Below are 19,950 nucleotides of genomic sequence, written 5' to 3' on the forward strand. Positions count from 1 at the left end.
GGTTGATGCGCCATGAACCGCCTGCTCCGCCCTGCCTTCGCCCTGCTCTGCCTGCTGCCGGGTACCGTACTCGCCGCCGCGCCCGGCCTGACCACCCGACTGGATGCTCAATTGCAGGCCAACCGTGATCGCTACGGCATCGCCGGGCAGGCGGTGCTGGTCGCGCACAACGGCACGCTGCTGTACCAGGGCGCCAGCGGCGAACGTGATCCGGCCACGCACGCACGCGCGAGCGTCGATACCATTTTCGCCGCGCAGTCGATGGCCAAGCTGCTGACCAGCACCCTGGTGATGCAGCTGGTGGACGCAGGCAAGGTCGATCTGGATGCACCGGCCAGCCGCTATGTGGCGGACCTGCCGACAGCCTGGCAGGCGATCCACGTGCGCGATTTCCTCAACCACAGCTCGGGCATCGGCGAGTACTACGAGCGCATCGACAACCGCTGGGTCAGCAAGGGTTACGCCGGCGTGGCGCCCACCCTTGCCGCCGCCCTGAAGGTGGCCGGCGCAGCACCGATGCAGTTCACCACCGGCAGCCGCGTGCAGTACACGCAGGCCAACTACCTGGTGCTGACCGCGCTGCTGGAAGCGCAGTACGGCACGCCCTACCCCGCCATCGCACGCGAGCGCATCCTGCGGCCGCTGAAGATGCACAGTACGTCCTGGGGACTGGCCAGCGTGCCGGTGCAGCGCGCGGCGGTGCCGTACATCGGCAAGGACGGCACACTGCAGCCGGCCAACGAAGACCCGTGGCCCGCCTATGGCTGGGGCCATGCCGACCTGCAGACCACCGTGGGCGACATGAACCGCTTCCTGCAGGCGCTGGCCACCGGCAAGCTGGTACGCGTGGCCACGCTGGAGAAGCTCTGGCAACCCCAGGCCCTGCGCGGTGGTGGCAGCAATTTTTTTTCAACCGGCTGGGATACCACCCGCACCGACGGCTACACCCAGGTCGGCCATGACGGCGGCACGCGCGTGCGCGTACGGCTGGCGTACAAAGGCAGCCTTGCCGATGGCTACTGGGTGTTTGTCTACCTGACCAACGGCAGCGCCCGCAATGTCTGGTCGAGCACGCTGGTGGAAAGCACGATGGCGGTAGCGGCACCGCGGGATTTCCCCCACGCGGTGCTATCCGAACGACTGATCGCCTATGCGCTGGATGACAGTCCCGCCGCCGACCCGACGATGCAGGCCTGGCTGCGCGACACCTCGCGTGTTGCCACCGATGCACTGGAGAAGGCGATCAACGCCGACGGCTATGCCATCCGCGAAAGCCTGGGCGCACGCGCGGCATTGAAGGTGTTCGCCCTCAACACCGTGCTGCATCCCGCCTCGGCCAATGCCTGGGACAGCCTGGCCGAGTGCCATGCCGCGCTCGGTGAGAAGGACATCGCCGAGGCGCTCTACGCGAAGTCGCGTGCGTTGGCCAAGCCCGCCCCGTAGCCGCCGGGCGGGCCCCCACACCGGGGATCAGGCCACGCACGCCACCGTGCGCAGCACCTGCATCATCATGGCCAGCGCATCCTCGCCCGCGCTGGCCTGCCGCCACGCCACCACCCCGTCCGGGCGTACCAGCGTGGCGCCATGGGGGCCGATGCCGAAGGCATCACGGAACGCGGCGCTGTCGCCCACCACGAGGTCCACGCCGGGCTGCAGCGTAGCCAACGGCAGGCCCAGCTTTGCCGCTGCATCGCGCGCGGCCTGCAGCCACTGCGGGTCCTCGCTGACCAGGGTGAAGTGCTGCACGAACAGATCCACCGTCGAGACGGTCACCCCGTCGCGCTGCACCCATCGGTGCGGTGCACGCGTGCCCGGCTGGCCCTTCCATTCGTCCGGCGCTGCCGCCGGCGGCAGGTCTGCACCCGCGCCGATCACGATGGCCGAACGCTGCAGCTGGCCCAGTTCCATCGCCGCGTTGCCATACAGCGGTGCCTGCACCGGCGTATCGACCCAGCGCGCGTAATCCGGGCGCGCGAAGGTCTGCTGGTGGCGCAGCCAGCCGATCGGCTGACGCTCGCTGCTGTAGCTGTCCAGCAGCGCTTCATTGGAAACCCCCTGCAGCACCAGCTGCAGTTTCCACGCCAGGTTCCAGGCGTCATCGATGCCGGTGTTGGCACCGAATCCACCGCGTGTCGGCGGCAGTTGATGCGCAGCGTCACCCAGCAGGAACACATTGCCCTCGCGGTAGGTCCGGGCGATGCGTCCGGCCAGCTCCCAGCGGCCGGTGGCCAGCAGCTCCACCGGCATGTCCGCACCCAGCGCCTTGCGCACCGCCGCATGCAGTTCGTCATCACTGCGCAGCTGGTCATCGTTGAACATCAGCACCCAGCGGCTGTCGCCGTAGGTGGTCAGGAAGCCCTGCAGCGCCGGCTGCACGATCTGGAACTGCTGCACGCCACGCGCCAGCCAGGCATCGGCCTGTTCGCAGCGGAACAGCACGCTGCGCAGCGTGCGCAGGTGGCCGACGCCCTCGCGCGCGATGCCCAGCTGTTCGCGGATCGGGCTGTCGGCACCGTCGCAGGCCAGCAGCCAGCGGGCATGGATCGGGCTGCGCTCGCCGGTGGAACGATCTTCCAGCACGGCCACCACGCCATCATCCACCGCCTGCCATTCGCACAGGCGATGGCCGTAGCGCAGGTCAGCCCCGCGGGCCCGCGTGGCCTCGCGCAGAATGGGCTCCAGACGGTCCTGGGCGATGGCGGCACCACGACAGGGCGAAAAATCGGCCGGTGCGGCACCCGGCTCGCCCGGCGTCCACGGCAGCGTATCGCCCCAGGTGCCGGCCAGGCTGTCGGCGGTCACCCGCTGCAGGCGCGCGTCCGGCGGCGTATGCGGAATCGCATCGCCCAGGCCGCAGGCGCGGAAATACTCCAGGGTGTGTTCGGTGAAGCCCATCGCGCGCGGATGCGGCGAACTGCCGGCGTGCTTTTCCACCAGCACGTGCGGCACGCCGCGCAGTGACAGGAACAGGGACGCGGACAGGCCTACCAGGCTGCCGCCGATGATCAGGACAGGGGTGTGTTGCATGGACGAACTCCAGATCGACAATGCCGCAGGCAACGGCAAAGGACTGTGCTGGGGTTCCTGCGTTGGGGCATGGGCGGCAGCGCCCGGGCACACGGTGACAGGAAACGGCACATGTCCGCCTTCTGTCGGGGTCCGCGGCCCTGCAATGGGCTGGATTATGGCTGCCGGGCAGTGCCCTGCAGCTGGCCGGGGCTCACCACGCCGGCCCACCATTTTCGACCGCGCCATGGTGCGCGCAGCCCGGCGCGGCGGCAAGCCCTCTGCGCCCCTACCGCAGCGCTCATTCCACCAGCAGTCAGCACACCCTGCGGCGGCGAAGGGTGACGAGGCGGGCATGAACTGTTAACTTCTCGCGCCAAATCACGGTTTACAGGCCGTCTCCGGCCCATCAAGCCGCCTCCCCCGCTTCCTTCGTACCGCGCATGCCCCTGATTCCCCCCCGTTCGCAGCCGGCCCTGGCCGTGCTTCCGCTCTCGCTCGGCCTCGTCCTGGCCAGCCCCGTCCACGCCGCGTCGGCCGATCCGGCCACCACGCTGGACACGGTCAAGGTCACCGCCGCCACCGACATCGAACAGGCCCGCGCCGCGCTGAAGCGCATCCCCGGCGCGGGCAACGTGATCGACCTGGCCCAGGTCGGCCAAGGCCGCATCGGCGGCACCGCCGATGTGCTGGCCTACCAGCCGGGCATCAGTGCGCAGTCGCCGGGCAACGAGGGCGTCAAGGTGTCCATCCGTGGCTCGGGCATCAACCGCGGCCCCGGCGCGCATGCCTCGGGCATTGCCGTCTCGCTCGATGGCCTGCCGCTGACCGGCCCCGGCGGCACCCCCTACGAACTGCTCGAGCCGCTGTGGCTGGGCCGCGTGGAAGTGCTGCGCGGCGCCAACGGCTTCGAGCGCGGCGCCCTGGCGCTGGGCGGTGCCATCAACTATGTCACCCGCAGTGGCCGCGACAGCGCAGGCCTGCAACTGCACTACGAAGCCGGCAGCCGCGGCTACCAGAAGCGCAGCGCCAGCTACGGCGGCGTCAGCAGCGATGTCGATTATTTCTTCGCCTACACCGACACCGACTTCGATGGCTACCAGCGCCATGGCAAGGGCGATGGCAAGGGCGCGGTGGCCAACATCGGCTGGCAGATCAGCCCGCAGCTGGAAACGCGCTTCACCGTGCGCTACCGCGAGACCGACCACGAAACGCCCGGGCGCCTGACCCGCGCACAGATCCGCAATGATCCGCACGCCGCCAACCCGGCCAACCTGGCCATCGATGCACGCCGCCCGCAGCCGGGCAGCACCTGGATCGGCAACACCACCACCTGGACGATCGACGACAGCAACACGCTGCAGGCCGGGCTGGCCTATCACCGCTACCCGATGGACTTGAACGAGAGCCTGTACCGCCAGCAGCTGGACTACGCCAACCTCAACGCCACGCTGGACTACACGCACCGGCACACGCTGTTCGGCCGTGACAGCGTCACCACGCTCGGCCTGCGGGTGACCCACGATCTGGATGCCGATGTGCGCGAGACGCTGCGCTTTGCCAGCAATGGCTACCCGGCTGGCACGCATACGCGTGATTTCAGCCACCACGGCACCGACAGCGTGCTGCACGTGGGCAATGACCTGGCGCTGACCGACACGCTGCGCCTGCAGACCGGCCTGGCCGCGATCCATACGCGCCGCGACGTGCAGGTGACCTGGCCGGCCAGCGACGGCCGCATCAACGAAGGCACCTGGGATTACGCCCCGCGCCTGGGATTCACCTGGCAGGCCTCGCCGCAGGTGCAGTGGTTCGGCAACCTCAGCCGCTCGGTCGAAGCGCCGCACCCGTGGTCGATGATCTGGGGTTCCAACAGGTATTTCCCTGCAGGCTACGGTGCGTCCAGCGGCCGCCAGCGCGCGCCGGTGCCGCTGGTCAACCAGACCGCCACCACGCTGGAACTGGGTGCGCGCGGCGACAGCGCGATCGGACGCTGGGAGCTGACCGGTTATTCCGCCCGCGTGCTGCACGAACTGCTGAGCGTGGAGCTGCAGCCGGTGCCGAACCTGTTCGTGGCCGAGAACAACGCCAGCCCCACCGCGCACCGGGGCATCGAAGCCGGGCTCGACAGCACCCTCTGGCAGGGCAGCGCCGGCGTGCTGTCGTTGCGCCAGGCCTATACCTTCAGCGATTTCCGCTACCGCCACGATGCACGCTTCGGCCGCAACATGCTGCCCGGCCTGCCGCGGCACCTCTACCAGGGCGAGCTGCGCTACCAGCATCCTTCGGGCCTGTATGCCGGGGTCAACACCGAGTACGCCTCGCGCATCGCGGTGGACTACGCCAACAGCTACTGGGCCGACAGCCACCTGATCTTCGGCACCCGCATCGGTTTTGATGCGCCCAGCGGGCGCTGGCAGGCGTGGGCCGAGCTGCGCAACATCGGCAACCGCCACTACGCCGCCACCGTCACCCCCGGTTACGACGACGCCGGCAAGGACGTGGCCCGCTCGACACCGGGCGATGGTCGCGGCGTGTATGCCGGCCTCAGCTGGCGCTTCGACTGACGCACCTGCGGGCCGGCAACGCACCGCTGCCGGCCCGTCAGCGTGCCTGCCAGACCTGCTGCAGCGTGGTCGCCTGCGGCGCCATCTGTCCGGCGATCCCGCCCAGCGCGGCGAAGAACACCAGCAGGCCCAGCAGCGGTCAGAACGTGTGCGCCAGACACAAGCGCCACCAGCCCTGCACCGGCAGGCCGCGTGTGCGCCGGTACAGGCCGCCGGCAATGGCCGCATCGACCAGCAGTTCGGCCATCAAGACCGGGGCCGAACAGACCACCCAGGAGGTCGCCACCACCGCCACCCCCACAACGCTGAGCAGCACCACGAGGATCAGCACCGGAATGCCGGCTTCGCCGTCGGCCAGTTCCAGCAGCGAGGTCTCCTCGCCCGCCGTGCCGCCCGTGGCCGCACCGGTGTTGCCGCCCGGTGCCGCCGGCTCGTTCCACGATGCCGAGGCGCCACCGCCCCCCGAGCGTCCGCCGGCCCCGGCATGACCGCCGCTGCCACCATCCGCCCCGGGCAGACCGCTACCGTCACCTCCCAGCAGCTCCGCTGCCTGCCCCTGCAGGCGCACCCACAGCCACATCAGCAGCAGGAACACCAGGTAGGCCAGCAGCACCGCCAGCGGATAACGCAGCATCATGCTGTCCAGCCCGGCCAGGCGCAGCAGGTGTGACGACAGGAAACCGGCAGCCCCGGTCAGCACCACCACCACCGTCATGCGCAGCCGTGGCCAGCCGTACCGCCGCAGGTAGGAACGCGTGCGGGTCATCTGTTCGCCGCGTGCCGTGCGCAGCGCCACCTCGTTCTGGCGGGATCGATCGTCCATCACCCTGCAGACATCCTTGCCTGGGCCGCGCGGGGTACGCACGGCCGATTCTAACGACCTTTTCTAACGACCTTTTCTAACCATCTTTTCCACCCCCCTTTTCCAATCCCCTTCCCGCCCCGGCCTACAGTGGGATACAAAACCCGCCCGGCACGGACATGCCCGGGCTACACGGCGCGCCCATCCTGCCCGGCATCGGCTGCCATCCCGGCAGCGCCCTGCAGGAACCGCCACCATGTCCCAGATCGAGAACGTCCTCTACACCGGCCGCACCCACACCGTGGGGGGCCGCAACGGCAGCGCGCGCAGTGACGATGGCCGCCTGGACATCACCCTGACCCCGCCCGGCAGCACCGGCGCCGGCACCAATCCGGAACAGCTGTTCGCGGCCGGCTGGTCGGCCTGCTTCATGGGCGCGATCGCCAAGGCCGCTGCTGCCGCGAAGATCGCCGTGCCGGCCGGCATCGCGGTGGATGCCGAGGTGGATCTGGGCATGGGCGGTGATGCCTATTTCCTGCAGGCACGCCTGCGCGTGCACCTGCCCGGGCTGGAGCGTGAGCAGGCAGAGGCGCTGATCGCCGCCGCACACCAGACCTGCCCGTACTCCAAGGCCACCCGCGGCAACATCGATGTACAGCTGAGCCTGGCCTGAGGCCCGGCTGCTGCCGACGCCGCAGGGCGGTCACCCCGCCTTGCGGCCCTCGCTGCGCGCCGCCCGGGGCGGCACACCAAAACCACGCAGGAACGCCTCGCGCAGATGGCGCCGGTCGCGGAAGCCGTTCTCGCGCGCGACCACCTCCAGCGGATGGCGGCTCTTTTCGATCATCAACCGCGCCGCTTCCAGGCGCAGGCCCTCGATCGCCTTGGCCGGTGACTGCCCGGTTTCCGCAACGAACACGCGGCTGAACTGGCGCGGGCTCAGGTTCGCCACCTCGGCCAGCTCTTCCACGCCCAATGGCTGGGCAAGGTGGCCACGCACATGCTCCAGCACGCGCTGGATGCGATCGGATTTCGGCGCCAGCTTCAGCATTTCCGAGTGCTGGCTCTGCCCGCCCGAACGCTGCTGGTGCATCACCAGCGAATGCGCCACGCGGCGCGCGACCTCCGCCCCCAGATCCTTTTCGACCATGGCCAGCGCCAGGTCGAGCGCGGCGGTCATGCCGGCCGAGGTCCAGATCGGGCCGTCCACGATGTGCAACCGGTCCGGCTCCACCGCGATGCCGGGATGGCGCCGCTGCAGGGCATCGGCAAAGCCCCAGTGGGTGGTGGCACGGCGGCCTTCCAGCAGCCCCGCGTCGGCCAGCACGAACGCGCCCGTGCACAGGCCGACGGTGCGCCGCGCGTGCGGCGCCAGTTGCCGCAAGCGCTGCACGAGTTGCGGATCGGCCGGCTGGCCCAGCGGATCGATCACCCCCGGCACCATCCAGGTATCGGCGCGGCTGCGTGCGCTCAGCGCACGGGTCTGGATGGCCGGGCCGAACGTCGGGCTGAGCAGTCCCCCTTGCAGCGAATGGCATTGCACGGTGTAGAAGGGCTGGCCCAACGCGCGGTTGGCCAGTTCGTACACGGTCTGGTTGGCCAGCCCCATCATCTGGAAGCCGTCGGCGAGCAGGTAGCCGATGCGGTGCATGGCAGGAATCCGGTCATGGCAGGAATCATGACTATATACGTCCTTTCAGCCATCCCGCCAGCAGCGCACCATGGCCCCACGGAATCCCCCGCCCCTCCCTGGAACACCGCCATGAGCACTTCCCTTGGTACCGCGCTGGTCACCGGCGCCTCCTCCGGCATCGGCGCCATCTATGCCGACCGGCTCGCCCAGCGTGGCTATGACCTGATTCTGGTCGCCCGCAACCGCACCCGGCTGAACACGCTGGCGGCCGACATCAGCACCCGCACCGGCCGTGCCGTGGAAGTGCTGGCGGCCGATCTGGTGGAGCCGGCCGAACTGGCCGTGGTCGAAGCCAAGCTGCGCGACGACGCCAGCATCCGCCTGCTGGTCAACAACGCCGGCATCGGCACCCACACCTCGCTGCTGGACAGCGACGTGGAGCGGATGACCAACCTGATCACCCTCAACGTCACCGCACCGACCCGCCTGGCCTATGCGGCCGTGCCGGGCTTCGTGCAGCGCGGCCAGGGCGCGATCATCAACATCGCCTCGATCGTGGCGCTGGCACCGGAACTGCTCAACGGCGTATACGGCGGCAGCAAGGCGTTCCTGCTGGCCTTCAGCCGCTCGCTCAAGCGCGAACTGGCCGGCACCGGTGTGCACGTGCAGGCTGTACTGCCCGGAGCGACTGCCACCGAGTTCTGGGACGTGGGCGGGCTGCCGGTGAGCAACCTCGACCCGGCCATCGTGATGACCGCCGAGAACCTGGTGGACGCCTCGCTGGTGGGCTTCGACCGTGGCGAGTTCATCACCGTGCCGTCGCTGCACGAAGGCGAGCTGCTGGAGGCCTATGAAGCGGCACGCGAAGGCCTGACCGGCAAGCTGTCGAGCAGGACCGTGGCCGCGCGCTACGCGGCATAAGCCGATGGGTGGCCGGATGGGTGCAGCGGTTGTAGGCATCCATCCGGGCCACGGGGAATGCACCCACGCATGGCGTGGCTCTACAACGGCAACGATCATCCACGCATGGCGTGGATCTACCGTGCCGCCACCACGCGCAGCAGCTGTGCGCTGACGCGGTCGAACGGGGCGATGTCCTGCATCGCGCGCGACAGGGCGACCGCCCCCTCCACGCCGGCAATCAGCAACGTGGCACGCTGCTGTGCCTGCACCTGGCCGTGGCCATCGCGCTGCAGCGCCTCGGCAAGCCGCTGTTCCCAGCGCGCGAACGCTTCGGCGGCCGCATCGCGGGCGATGCCCGGCCCGCCCTCGCTGGGCTCTTCCACGGCACTGGCCAGCACCGGGCAACCGGCACGCAACTGCGAGCGGATCAGCCGCTCGCGCCAGAGCGCCAGGAACTGGCGCAATCCTTCTTCGGCCCCTGCACGCAGCAACTGCTGCAGCAGCGCATCGACCTTGTCACCGGCCTGCGCGGTCGCACGCGCCAGCAGCTCCTGCTTGCCGCCGGGAAAGTGATGGTAGGTGGACCCCAACGGCGCATCGGCCGCCTTGGTCACCTCGCGGATGCTGGTCGCGTTCAAGCCCACCCGCGCCAGCATGTCCGCGGCGGCCTCGACCACGCGCTGGGGGGCATCGGAGTGGCGTGGGCTCATTGCGGTTCCTTGCCAGCAGGGGCGTCATGAATTAGCGTACCACCAACTATAACGGTCGTCATAACAGCATGAATCTGTGGTTCCGCCTGCTCAACCTGTTGCTGCGCAGCTTCTTCCGGCCCCGGCTGGAGGCCCCGTTCGGGGTATCGCGCCTGCCGTTCCGGGTGTTGCCCAACGACCTGGATTCGAACCTGCACATGACCAACGGCCGCTACTGGACGATCTTCGACCTGGGCCGGCTGGACCTGATCCTGCGCATGGGGCTGGGCAAGGTGGCCTGGCGCGAGAAGTGGGCACCGATCGTCAGCGCCGGTTCCATCCAGTTCCGCCGCGAGCTGCGGCCGTTCCAGCGCTTCACCCTGGAAACCCGCCTGGCCGGCTGGGTCGGCACGCGCATCATCATGGAGCAGCGCGTGCTGCTGGGCGAAGAGAAGATCGCCACCCGCGCGGTGCTGATGACCGGCATCTACGATCGCCGCAAGCGCGCCTTCGTCACCATGGAACAGATGATGGCGGCCATCGGCGTACCGATGGTGGATTCGCCCCCGCTCAGCGCAGCTGCCGAGGCGCTGCTTGCTGCCGATGCGGCGCTGAAGCGCGACAACGACTGACGCGCCAATCACTGACGCGCCAGTCACTGAAACGCTAGTCCACGCGCGGCATGTTCTTGGTCACGCAGTGGATGCCGCCCCCGCCGGCGGCAATGGCATCGATGTCCAGCTGCTCGATCCGCCGCCCCGGATACAGGTCCTGCAACAGCTCGCGACAGTGGCCATCGGCCTGCGCATCCCCGAACTGCGGGGCGATCACCGCGCCGTTGACTGGCAGATAGTTGATGTAGCCGCGCGCCATATCCTCGTTGTCGCGCATGTGCACGGTGTCGCGCCCGTGCAGCGGCGGTGGCAGTACGTGCACCTGCAGCGGGCGTCCATCGGCATCGGTGGCCGTGCGCAGGATCTGCAGGTGCTCGCGGGTCAGGTCGTAATCGTAGGACTGCGCGTCGTTGTCCAGGTTGGCCACCACCACGCCGGGCTGCACGAAGCGCGCGTAGAAATCCACGTGCGCATCGGTGATGTCCTGCCCGGCAATGCCCGGCAGCCAGATGATCTTGCGCAGGCCCAGGTGGTGCTTCAGCTCCGCTTCGATATCGGCCCGCGACCAGCCGGGGTTGCGGTTGCGGTTGACCCAGCAGCTTTCGGTCAGGACGGCGGTGCCCTGCCCGTCCACTTCAATGCCACCGCCCTCGCCCACCAGATCGCTGCCCAGCAGCGTGGCGCCGGTCACCTCGGCCAGCCACGCCGCCACGGCGCCATCATTGCGCGCGCGCTGCTTGCCGCCCCAGCCGTTGAAGTTGACATCGACCAGGCCCAGGCCGCCCTGCCCGTCCACGACGAAACAACCGCCGTAGTCGCGCACCCAGATATCGTCCAGCGCCACCTCCAGCAGTTCGATGTTGTCGGTACCGCAGCGATCCCGCGCCTGCCGGCGCTGCGCCGGGCGGCACAGCACGCTGACCGGCTGGTAGCGCGCGAGGGTGCGGGCCAGCCGCGCCACCGTTGCGTTCACTGCATCGGCCTGCTCGCCCCACACCTGCGGCTGCGCGGCGTAGGCCAGGAACACCCGGTCCTGTGCACCGTGCTCATCGGGCATGCGCCAGCCGCCGGTAGCGGCCTTCGCCGGCGCGGGCAGGCTGGCCAGCCCGAGGGCGGCCACACCGGTGATACCGGCAGCGCCGGCCAGCTGGCCAAGGAAGTGACGACGGGTAGACATGACGATCTCCAACACGGATGGTGAAGCCCAGCTGATGCATCCGGCAGGCCGGGCGGCAAGCGACAGGCCCATGCTGCGCTTGCTGGGGCTGCCAGACAAACGATAGATTCAGCGCACACGAGATCAGTTTTTCTTATCAATCATGCGCACGCATTGGCCACCGTTGAATGCACTGCGCGGCTTCGAGGCCGCCGCCCGGCTGGGCAGCTTCCACCGCGCCGCCGAGGAACTGCACCTGAGCCAATCGGCCATCAGCCAGCAGATCCGCGGCCTGGAAGATTTCCTGGAGCAGCCGCTGTTCTTCCGGCAGGGGCGCAGCGTCAGCCTCACCGATGCCGGCCATGACCTGCTGGCCACCACCCAATCGCTGCTGCGGCAGCTGGCCAGCGGCATCCGCCGGCTCGACCAGTACCGCAAGCCGAACCAGCTGATCGTCAACACCACGCCGGCCTTCGCCCGCCACTGGCTGGTGCCGCGACTGGGCGACTTCCGCCGGCAGCACCCCCACGCCGATCTGTGGCTGCTGACCAGCGAAGACCCTCCCGACATGGCCACGCAGACGCTGGACATCGCCCTGCGCGATGACCTGCAAGCGCAGGCCGCATGCAGCCACCGCCTGCTGTGGCAGGACCGCCTGTATCCCGCCTGCCATCCGGATGTGCTGGCCTTGCCGGCCGCCACGCGCACCACCCTGCATGGCGAGCGCGAAATGGATTGGAGCCAGTGGCAGGTCCAGGGCGGCATGGCGGTCGGCCAGCAGCGCGAAGGTCTGAATTTTTCCGAGCCGGGGCAGCTGCTCGACGCCGCCCTGCAGGGGCTGGGTATCGCGCTGGTCAGCGAACTGCTGTCCGCGCCGGCGCGCGCCCGTGGGCAGCTGTTGCCGCTCGATCCGGGCTATGTGCAGGGTCCGCGCTGGAGCTGGCTGCTGCACGATGACAGCGCGCGTGACCCGCTGGTGCGCAGCTTCTGCGCGTGGGTGCTGGACCAGCTGCCCAGCGCAGACCCCGCGTAGCCTCGCGCGGCGGCCCTCGCCCCGGTCATGACTGTTCCAGCAGGAACTGGCTGATTTCCCGCCGCAGGTCCAGGTCATCGGTCTGGCGTGCAGCGGCATCGGCGCGCCGGGCCAGTTCATAGGCGCGCTCGGGCTCGGCCAGATCGACATGGCGGCGTGCCAGCTCCAGCAGGATCGATGCTTCGCCTTCGATCAGCCCCAGCTGCTGCGCCTGGCGCAACGCACGTTCGTAGTAACTGATGGCCACGCCGCTGTCGCTGGTGAAATCGCCCAGCGTCTCCCACAGGAACGGGTGGTCACGGCCCTCAACCGCCAGCGCATCACAGTACTGCCGCAGCTGGTCGTGCAGCCGCCACTGGCTGCGCGTATCGCCATGGCTGGACGCGTTGGCCATTTCAGTGGCGACGCCTACAACGTGGTCGTAGACATCCTGCGGAATCTCCATGCGCGGTCCTCCCGGCTGCAGCCTGCATTGCGCGCAGGCTAACAGATTCCCGTGTCCATGCCGCGTGCGTGGCGCGGTGCTGCTGCGGGAATGCGCGGGCCAGCTATTCCAGGTGCCCCGGATGCACCGGCCGGGCACGCTGCCCGGCCGGTATCGATCACTTACTTCGGGCCGTACGACGGCGGCGCGGTGGTGCCCCACTGCGCGTTGTGCTCACGGCCCAGGGTGAAGTCCAGCGTGCCGCCCTTGTGCACGAAGCTGGCCGGCAGCCAGCTGTCCTGGCTGTCCTTGCCGTTCACGCGCAGGCCCTGCACATACGGGGCATCCATCGCGGCGCCCTGTGCAGTGATGCGGATGGTCGCACCCGGGCGGTTGATCGTGGCTTCCGGGAACAGCGGGCTGCCGATCACCAGATCCGCGCGGCCCGGGTACAGCGGGTACAGGCCCAGTGCCGACCACACGTACCACGAGGACATCTGGCCCAGGTCGTCGTTGCCCGGCATGCCCTGCGGCGTGTTGGTCCAGATCTGGCGCATCGCCTGGCGCACGGTTTCCTGCGTCTTCCACGGCTGGCCGACGAAGTTGTACAGCCACGGCGCGCCGATGGACGGTTCGTTGTCCAGTTCGGCATGCAGCGGGCCGGACTTGGTCACCGCCCACTCACCGTTTTCCTTGCGGAAGAAGGCATCCAGGCGCGCGATGCTGGCCTCGCGGCCGCCCAGCGCGGCGATCAGGCCGGCCGGATCGAACGGCACCATCCACAGGTACTGTGCGCCGCTGCCTTCGACGAATTCGTCTTCCTGCGCCGGGTCGAACGCCGGCCAGCTGCCATCGGCATTGCGCGGCTGGATGTAGCCGCCGTGTGCGGTCGCCTGCGGGTTGAACAGGTTGCGCCACCAGCCCGAGCGCTCGCGGAACAGGGCTGCGCCGGCCTTGTCACCGGCGGCCTGGGCCAGTTCGGACAGGCCGAAATCAGCGGCCACCAGCTCCAGCGTGTCCGAGGCGGTGCCCCAGCCCGGCGCACCCACCGGCATGTACTTCAGCGCCATCCACTGGTCCAGGCCCGGGCGCTGGCCCACGCACAGCACCGGGCAGCCGCGGCGGCTCAGGTCACGCTCGGTCGGCACGGTGGCCGCCTGCTTCAGCGATGCATAGGCACGCTTGAGGTCGAAGCTGCGGCCACCGAAGGCATGGATCGCCGCGACCGACGGCGGCGACGGATCGCCGTTCATCACGCCAGTGGCGCCGTTGAGGTGGGTCCAGCGATCCCACACGCCACCATTCTGGTCGGCCTGGTTGAGCAGCGACTGGGCGAAGTCCGAACCGACCTGCGGCTTGAGCAGGGTGACCAGCTGCAGCTGCGAACGGTACACGTCCCAGCCGGAGTAATTGGCGTACTGCGCCTTCTGCCCCTTGGACAGGGCGTGCACCTTGCCGTCCATGCCGCGATAGCGGCCATCGCCATCGCTGAACAGGTTCGGCGCCAGCAGTGCGTGGTACAGCGCGGTGTAGAACACGGTGCGCTCGTCCTTGCTGCCACCGCCGATGTTCACCTGGCCCAGTGTGCGGTTCCATTCCTCGCGCGTGGCGGCCTGCACCTGCTGCACGGTGGTGCCGACCGGTGCTTCGCGGCCGAGGTTGGCGCGCGCGCCGGCTTCATCCACGTAGGAAATGCCGATGCGTGCAGTCACCACCGGGCTGGTCCTGGGGTTGAAGCTGATCCAGCCACCGGCGCCCTTGCCGGCCGGCGGATGGCCCTGCGTGCCATAGGTGGTGCCGCCACCGCCTTCCTTCGCGCCGGCCTGCACCGTGGCATCGCGCCAGGTACCGCCGACGTCGAACGGCTGATCGAATTCGGCCACGAAATGCAGTGTGTAATAGCTCTCGCGGCGGTCCTCGGCCAGGTAGCCGCAGAAGTTGCCGCTGGTCACCGTGCCGCGCACGGTGCGCGTGGACGGGTCGATGATGATGGTCGAATCGGTGCTGCCCACTTCGCTGTCGGAGGTGCGGAACAGCAGGTTGGCCGGCTTGTCGGCCGGGAAGCGGAACTGGCCCACGGCCGTGCGCGCGGTCGCGCCCAGCTCCACGGCAACGCCGTTGTCCAGGGTCACGCTGTAGGCACCCGGACTGGCCGCTTCCTTGGCATGGTCGAGCAGGCTGCTGTAGCGGGTGATCGCATCCACCGAGGAGGGCGAGACCTCCACCGGCAGCGTCACCGGCATGATCGGAACATCACCACTGGCACCGGTGCAGCCGGTGCCGTTGACATGGGTCAGGCTGAAACCACGCACGCCATTGGCGCGCCACTCATAGCCACCGGGTGCGGCGATCGGGAACCGCTTGCCCGGCAACGCGGTCATTTCCGGGCTGAAGGCCACCATGCCGAACGGTACGGTCGGGCCCGGGTAAACGTTGCCGGCATTGGTGGTGCCGATGAAGGGATTGACCTCGGCGGCCAGGTCCTGGGCCGGTGCCTTGGCGGCCAGCAAGGGCACGGGGGCCAGGGTCAATACAGCGGAAACGACGACCAGCAACGAACGGGACATCGACAACTCCAGTGGAAGGGAGGCGCACCACGCGCCTGAACCCGCCGAGAGTAGTACGAGTGCGCGCGCCCGGCGACAGGCCGGAGGTCACGGTTGCCGGCACGCCATCACGTCACCGGTACGTCCAGCACGCCCTGCGGTCAGACCAGGCTGCCCAGGCGGAACACCGGCAGGTAGGTGGCGAACATCGCAATGGGCGTTGCCACCATCAGCGAAGCACTGCCGATCAGCGCCGAAAACCGCGCACGCCCCATCAGCCAGGTGGCGACCACCAGCGGCGGGCCCACCCATGCCAGGGCATAGGTGGCGCCAAACCAGCGGGTGATGGCCGGCAGCGATTGGCCAGCTTCGGCAAAGCTGGCGGCAAAGCGCGGGATCGCGAAGTGCCCCAGCGCGGTACACGCCACTGCCGCCATGCCGCTGCAGAGCAGGCCCATCAGCAGCCAACCCACGCTTGAACGTCCCAGTATCACGGCCATGCCTTGGTTCCCTGGCGCCCGAAAGCCGCAGTCTAGCCCGGTGCCCGTTCCCCCCGGCCGTGGCATTGGTCACCCTGCCCACCGGCCTCAATACGTGCCCTGCACGAACGGCTGGCCCGCCAGCGTGGTGCCGATCATCATGGCGATGGCCTGCCCCTCCTTGTGGAACCCCGCCGAGCAGACCGCGCCGTGGCCCTGCCCGCATTCGATTTCGGGAAAATCGGGCACAGCGGCCTTCGCGCTTTCCGCGCGGGTGACCTGCCAACCGGCTGCCACCAGCAAGCGGCGGGCTTTGGCGTAGGCCATGCCCGGCACGATGCCCAGCTCGCGCCACGGCGCGGGCATGGCCGCACGCGCCGCCATGTCCTGGGCGTGGGTAACCGGCACATAGGTAGCCGGCACAACGGCGAACAGGGACAACAGCACAACGGTGGTAATCGCGTTCATCTCACGCCCCGTTACCGGCAACGGGTTCCAGCCTACCCCACGAAAAAGCCCGGCAACCGGACCCGTGACACGCTGTTACCGGGCCTGCACAGTTGTTTGCAGATGGCGGCAATCTGTTCACGACCGGCACGGATCCCGCCGCAACGGACATCAGCGGCCGCGGGGTTTCCCGCATGCCTGCGCATCGAGCTGCAACCTCATGCCCACCTGCCTCTGCAGCCACGACGGCTGGAAGCGCGCACGGGACCCCATGTCCAGCGGCAGCAGGCCATCGACGGCGCGACTGAGGTCGATCCGCCACTGGTCCGGCTGCTGTTCCAGCGTCTGCGGGTCCGTTTCGCCGGCAGGCACCTGCTTCCAGGGCAACATCGCCGGGCCCTGCGCGTGCGAAAAGAAGGTGATCGGCGGGCGTCCCTGCTGCTGCACGGTCACCGTCATCACCGGATAATCGTCCGTCCACAGGCCACTGACGATCTGCTCCACCCGGCGGCGCAGTTCCTCATCGGTCAGCACCCGCCTGACCCAGGCCTGCTGCACGGCATAGGTGCACGCCGCAGCGGGAAACGAGCGCACGGTTGGATCCAGCCGGGCCACCGCATCGCGGTCCAGGCCGGCCGCCAGCTGGGCGATCACGCTCTCGCGGCTGGGTGCAGGGCCATCGGTCGCCGCCAGCAGCGCATCAACGGCCGACGCCGGCAGGACATGCACGCGATCGGCGCTGTCCTGCGTTGTTCCCACGTCCTGCCGCCGATCCACGCCGTCATGGCCGCGCTCAATGATCCAGGTTCCTGCCTCGTGCCCCCACCCAGACCACTCGTAGGCCACGGTGATGCGCACCGCAGGCGGCGGCTGTGCCCCCACGGCGGCGGACAGCAGCAGGCCAGACAGAACAGCAGGGATACGCTGCATGGACACCTCGGTGGCATCACACCATCAACAGGGAGCGCACGATGCGGCTGTGCGACGGCCACCTTCCTCAGGTGGCCGCCTGCACGTCACCGTGCAACGGGACCTACCTACTTCGCGTTCTTCACGTAGGTATCGAACCAGTTGAGCATTTCCGCCACCAGCTGCTCGTTCGATTCCAGCGCGGTATACCAGTGCGGTTCGTTCGGCAGCATCACCAGGCGGGTGGTACCACCGTTGCCACGGATGGCCTGGTACAGCTTGCGCGACTGGAACGGTTCGGTGCCCGGGTTGGCATCGTCCTCGCCGTGGACCAGCAGCAACGGCAGCTTGATCTTGTCGGCATAGAAGAACGGCGACGCCTTCAGGTACACGTCCTGCGCCTGCCAGACCGAACGGCGCTCGTTCTGGAAGCCGAACGGGGTGAAGGTCTTGTTGTACGAACCACTGGTGGCCACGCCGGCCTTGAACAGCGTGGTGTGCGCGATCAGGTTGGCGGTCATCAGGCCGCCATGGCTATGGCCGGTCACACCGATGCGGTTGCGGTCGACCACGCCCATGTCCACGGCCTTGTCCACCGCGGCCTTGGCGTCGGCCTCCAGCTGCTCCAGGTAAGTGTCATACGCGCTCTTGGGATCGCCGACGATCGGGAACGAGGCGTTGTCGATGATCGCGTAGCCGGCCAGCAGCATCAGGCGGTACGGCTGCAGGCGGGTGAAGGTCTGCTGCGAACCGGACACCTGGCCGGCCTGGGCCGCATTGGCGAAGTCGGCCGGGTAGGCGTACAGGATCGCCGGCACGCGCTGGCCTTCCTTGTAGCCCGGCGGGGTGTACAGGGTGAAGGACAGGTCCACGCCATCGGCACGCTTGTAGGTCACCAGCTGTTTCTTGATCTGGCGCACTTCCGGGGTCGGGTCGGCCAGCGTGGTCAGCGCGGTGGCGGTGGAGGCGAACCGGGCCTCGCCGTCCTTGGCACCGGCTTCGGCAGCACCGAGCGTGCGCACGAAGGCATTGGGCGGGTCGATGACCGACTGGTGCCAGGTCAGGAAGCGCCCCGGTGCCTCGCTGAAGCCCAGGAACTGCTCATAGGCATCGGCACTGCTGCGGAACAGACGCTCGCTCTTCAGCGTGCCCAGGTCCAGGCGGTCCAGGAACGGACGATCGCCCTGCGGCGACGCCCCCTGCCCGCGCAGGAACACGTGGTTGCCTTCGCGGCGCACCACCGGCGCACCATTGGCCAGGCGGGTGAACACGAAGTTGCCCGGCGCGGCATAGCGCTCATCACTGGACAGGTCCCACAGCAGGCGACCCTCCTGCCTGGGCTGGTCCACATCGACGATGCGGGTCTGCATCCAGTGCCGGTTCTCGTCGTTTTCGTACAGGAAGGACACCGCCGGATCAGCACTCCAGGCGATGCCTTCAAAGCGCTGTGCGGTCAGTGCGATCTGCACCGGCTTGCCGGTGAACGGCGCCTTCCACATCAGCACGCGGTCGCGGTGCGGCACGTTGACCTTCCAGTCGCCCTTGTCCAGCGCTTCGGCGTAGACCAGGGTGGCCGGATCGGTGGAACGCCAATCGAAGCCACGCGGGCCTTCGGGCACGCCATGCACCGGCACGCGGTCGGCCAGTGGCAGGCTGGCGATGGCCGACGTGCGGCCCGTGGTGGTGTCCAGCACCGCCACGTCATTGGCAAAGCGCTGGTAGGTCACCGCGTGCGAGAACGGCGGCTTGATCGACTCGGTCAGCACGTGCACGCCATCGGGCGCGGCATTGACATCGTTGTAGATGGCGACCGGTCCCACCGGGCGGACCGTGCCGTGGATGGTATCGACCACGGCCAGCTGCGAGGCACCATAGTAGGCGAACAGCTTTTCATCATGCACGCTGGTCAGCGTGTCGCGCGCTTCATAGGTACTGCTTTCGCCGCTGCTGCCCAACGATTCCTGCGCATCCGGGCCGGTCGGCACGCCGCCATCGGACGGGGCCGGTCCCTGGTTGGCCGGCACCAGCTTCACCAGCAGGTTCTGGCCGCCGCCCAGCCACTGCACGGTGTTGCCGAAGATCGGGTTGAGCTGCACGCCCGGCACCTGCTTGACCTGGCCGGTGGCCGCATCGCCCACCCACAGCTGCACGCTGGTATCGACCGCGTTCTGGAACACGAAGTGGCGGCCATCGGCCGACCACTGGGCACCACCGGCACAGCCCTGCGGCAGGGTCACCGTGGTGCTACGGCCACCGGCCACATCGACCAGGGTGAAGTCGGCCACGCAGGCCGGAATGCCATAGCCGCCGGCCGTGTCATGGCGGCTGCGGTTCTTCGGCTCCAGGCGGACGCCAGCCAGCTTCAGGTAGGGCTGGGCCACACGGGCGATGGACGGATAGGTCTGCGCCGTGGTCAGCAGCAGGCGCTGGCCGGTAGGGTCCAGGCTGGGCATGGGCGGTGGCGGCGCCTTCAGCACCTTGAGCAGCGCTTCCGGCGGCTTGGCATAGTCGGCCAGGGCCGGGCCTGCGACCAACAGGCCGAACGTGGCCACGGCAACAGCCGAGGCCAGAGTGGTACGACGGATGAGCATGGTGATGATTCCCTCGGGAGTGGCGCTGCCCTGCAACCGGGCACCGGCCGAATCTAGCACCGGGGGAACCGATGTAAATGGGCCGGAAGGGCTAGTGAGCGCCAGCAGAAGCTGCCGCCGGGCATGGCCCGGCGCCACCGGTCCTGCGGAA

General features: G+C 68.7%; 17 protein-coding genes. 6 read left to right on the forward strand and 11 right to left on the reverse strand.

Annotated features, from left to right (window positions below; translation table 11 throughout):
* The first annotated feature begins 12 nt into the window (after positions 1–12).
* On the forward strand, positions 13–1,443 hold the full coding sequence (locus Q9R17_RS00785; protein ID WP_308156572.1) for a serine hydrolase domain-containing protein: 1,431 nt from the start codon (positions 13–15) through the stop codon (positions 1,441–1,443).
* 27 nt (positions 1,444–1,470) lie between these two features.
* On the opposite strand, the gene Q9R17_RS00790 is transcribed toward Q9R17_RS00785, so the two are convergent.
* Entirely contained in the window at positions 1,471–3,027 is a 1,557-nt protein-coding gene (locus tag Q9R17_RS00790) for an FAD-dependent monooxygenase (protein WP_308156573.1), read from the reverse strand.
* Between the two features lie 422 nt (positions 3,028–3,449).
* On the opposite strand from Q9R17_RS00790, the gene Q9R17_RS00795 reads away from it, so the two are divergent.
* Complete coding sequence (locus tag Q9R17_RS00795; protein ID WP_308156574.1) at positions 3,450–5,573, forward strand: TonB-dependent receptor; 2,124 nt, start codon at positions 3,450–3,452, stop codon at positions 5,571–5,573.
* 139 nt (positions 5,574–5,712) lie between these two features.
* Here Q9R17_RS00795 and Q9R17_RS00800 read toward each other — a convergent pair whose 3' ends face one another.
* A complete protein-coding gene (locus Q9R17_RS00800; RefSeq protein ID WP_308156575.1) occupies positions 5,713–6,396 on the reverse strand; it encodes a hypothetical protein in 684 nt (227 codons plus the stop codon).
* Between the two features lie 235 nt (positions 6,397–6,631).
* Here Q9R17_RS00800 and Q9R17_RS00805 point away from each other — a divergent pair, with 235 nt between their 5' ends.
* A complete protein-coding gene (locus Q9R17_RS00805) occupies positions 6,632–7,048 on the forward strand; it encodes an organic hydroperoxide resistance protein (RefSeq protein ID WP_308156576.1) in 417 nt (138 codons plus the stop codon).
* 30 nt (positions 7,049–7,078) lie between these two features.
* Here the strand turns inward: Q9R17_RS00805 and Q9R17_RS00810 are convergent, their stop codons facing one another.
* Positions 7,079–8,026: a GlxA family transcriptional regulator gene (locus tag Q9R17_RS00810; RefSeq protein ID WP_308156577.1), complete on the reverse strand. Its 948-nt coding sequence runs from the start codon at positions 8,024–8,026 to the stop codon at positions 7,079–7,081.
* 111 nt (positions 8,027–8,137) lie between these two features.
* Here Q9R17_RS00810 and Q9R17_RS00815 point away from each other — a divergent pair, with 111 nt between their 5' ends.
* The gene (locus Q9R17_RS00815; RefSeq protein WP_308156578.1) at positions 8,138–8,929 is read left to right on the forward strand and encodes an SDR family oxidoreductase; all 792 of its coding nucleotides are present in this window, start codon (positions 8,138–8,140) and stop codon (positions 8,927–8,929) included.
* A gap of 116 nt (positions 8,930–9,045) precedes the next feature.
* Here the strand turns inward: Q9R17_RS00815 and Q9R17_RS00820 are convergent, their stop codons facing one another.
* A complete protein-coding gene (locus Q9R17_RS00820; protein WP_308156579.1) occupies positions 9,046–9,621 on the reverse strand; it encodes a TetR/AcrR family transcriptional regulator in 576 nt (191 codons plus the stop codon).
* Positions 9,622–9,689: 68 nt separating this feature from the next.
* Between Q9R17_RS00820 and Q9R17_RS00825 the strand changes: the two genes are divergently transcribed.
* The gene (locus tag Q9R17_RS00825) at positions 9,690–10,232 is read left to right on the forward strand and encodes a thioesterase family protein (RefSeq protein WP_308156580.1); all 543 of its coding nucleotides are present in this window, start codon (positions 9,690–9,692) and stop codon (positions 10,230–10,232) included.
* Positions 10,233–10,266: 34 nt separating this feature from the next.
* Here the strand turns inward: Q9R17_RS00825 and Q9R17_RS00830 are convergent, their stop codons facing one another.
* Entirely contained in the window at positions 10,267–11,391 is a 1,125-nt protein-coding gene (locus Q9R17_RS00830) for an agmatine deiminase family protein (protein WP_308156581.1), read from the reverse strand.
* A 163-nt stretch (positions 11,392–11,554) separates the two neighbouring features.
* Between Q9R17_RS00830 and Q9R17_RS00835 the strand changes: the two genes are divergently transcribed.
* Complete coding sequence (locus Q9R17_RS00835) at positions 11,555–12,403, forward strand: LysR family transcriptional regulator (protein WP_308156582.1); 849 nt, start codon at positions 11,555–11,557, stop codon at positions 12,401–12,403.
* Between the two features lie 25 nt (positions 12,404–12,428).
* Here Q9R17_RS00835 and Q9R17_RS00840 read toward each other — a convergent pair whose 3' ends face one another.
* The 6 genes from Q9R17_RS00840 to Q9R17_RS00865 all read right to left on the reverse strand — a co-directional run bounded on the left by Q9R17_RS00840 (position 12,429) and on the right by Q9R17_RS00865 (position 19,799).
* A complete protein-coding gene (locus Q9R17_RS00840; protein WP_308156583.1) occupies positions 12,429–12,848 on the reverse strand; it encodes a hypothetical protein in 420 nt (139 codons plus the stop codon).
* Between the two features lie 161 nt (positions 12,849–13,009).
* Positions 13,010–15,394, reverse strand: a complete 2,385-nt coding sequence (locus tag Q9R17_RS00845) for a GH92 family glycosyl hydrolase (RefSeq protein ID WP_308156584.1) — start codon at positions 15,392–15,394, stop codon at positions 13,010–13,012.
* Positions 15,395–15,534: 140 nt separating this feature from the next.
* Positions 15,535–15,873, reverse strand: a complete 339-nt coding sequence (locus Q9R17_RS00850; RefSeq protein WP_308156585.1) for a hypothetical protein — start codon at positions 15,871–15,873, stop codon at positions 15,535–15,537.
* Positions 15,874–15,960: 87 nt separating this feature from the next.
* Positions 15,961–16,320 (reverse strand): hypothetical protein, encoded by a 360-nt coding sequence (locus Q9R17_RS00855; protein ID WP_308156586.1) that lies wholly within the window; start codon positions 16,318–16,320, stop codon positions 15,961–15,963.
* Positions 16,321–16,470: 150 nt separating this feature from the next.
* Positions 16,471–17,229, reverse strand: coding sequence for a hypothetical protein (locus Q9R17_RS00860; RefSeq protein ID WP_308156587.1), 759 nt, complete (start codon positions 17,227–17,229; stop codon positions 16,471–16,473).
* Between the two features lie 107 nt (positions 17,230–17,336).
* Positions 17,337–19,799 (reverse strand): prolyl oligopeptidase family serine peptidase, encoded by a 2,463-nt coding sequence (locus Q9R17_RS00865; RefSeq protein WP_308156588.1) that lies wholly within the window; start codon positions 19,797–19,799, stop codon positions 17,337–17,339.
* Between the last annotated feature and the right edge of the window lie 151 nt (positions 19,800–19,950).

The sequence above is a fragment of the Stenotrophomonas sp. 24(2023) genome (assembly GCF_030913365.1).
Classification (GTDB): domain Bacteria; phylum Pseudomonadota; class Gammaproteobacteria; order Xanthomonadales; family Xanthomonadaceae; genus Stenotrophomonas.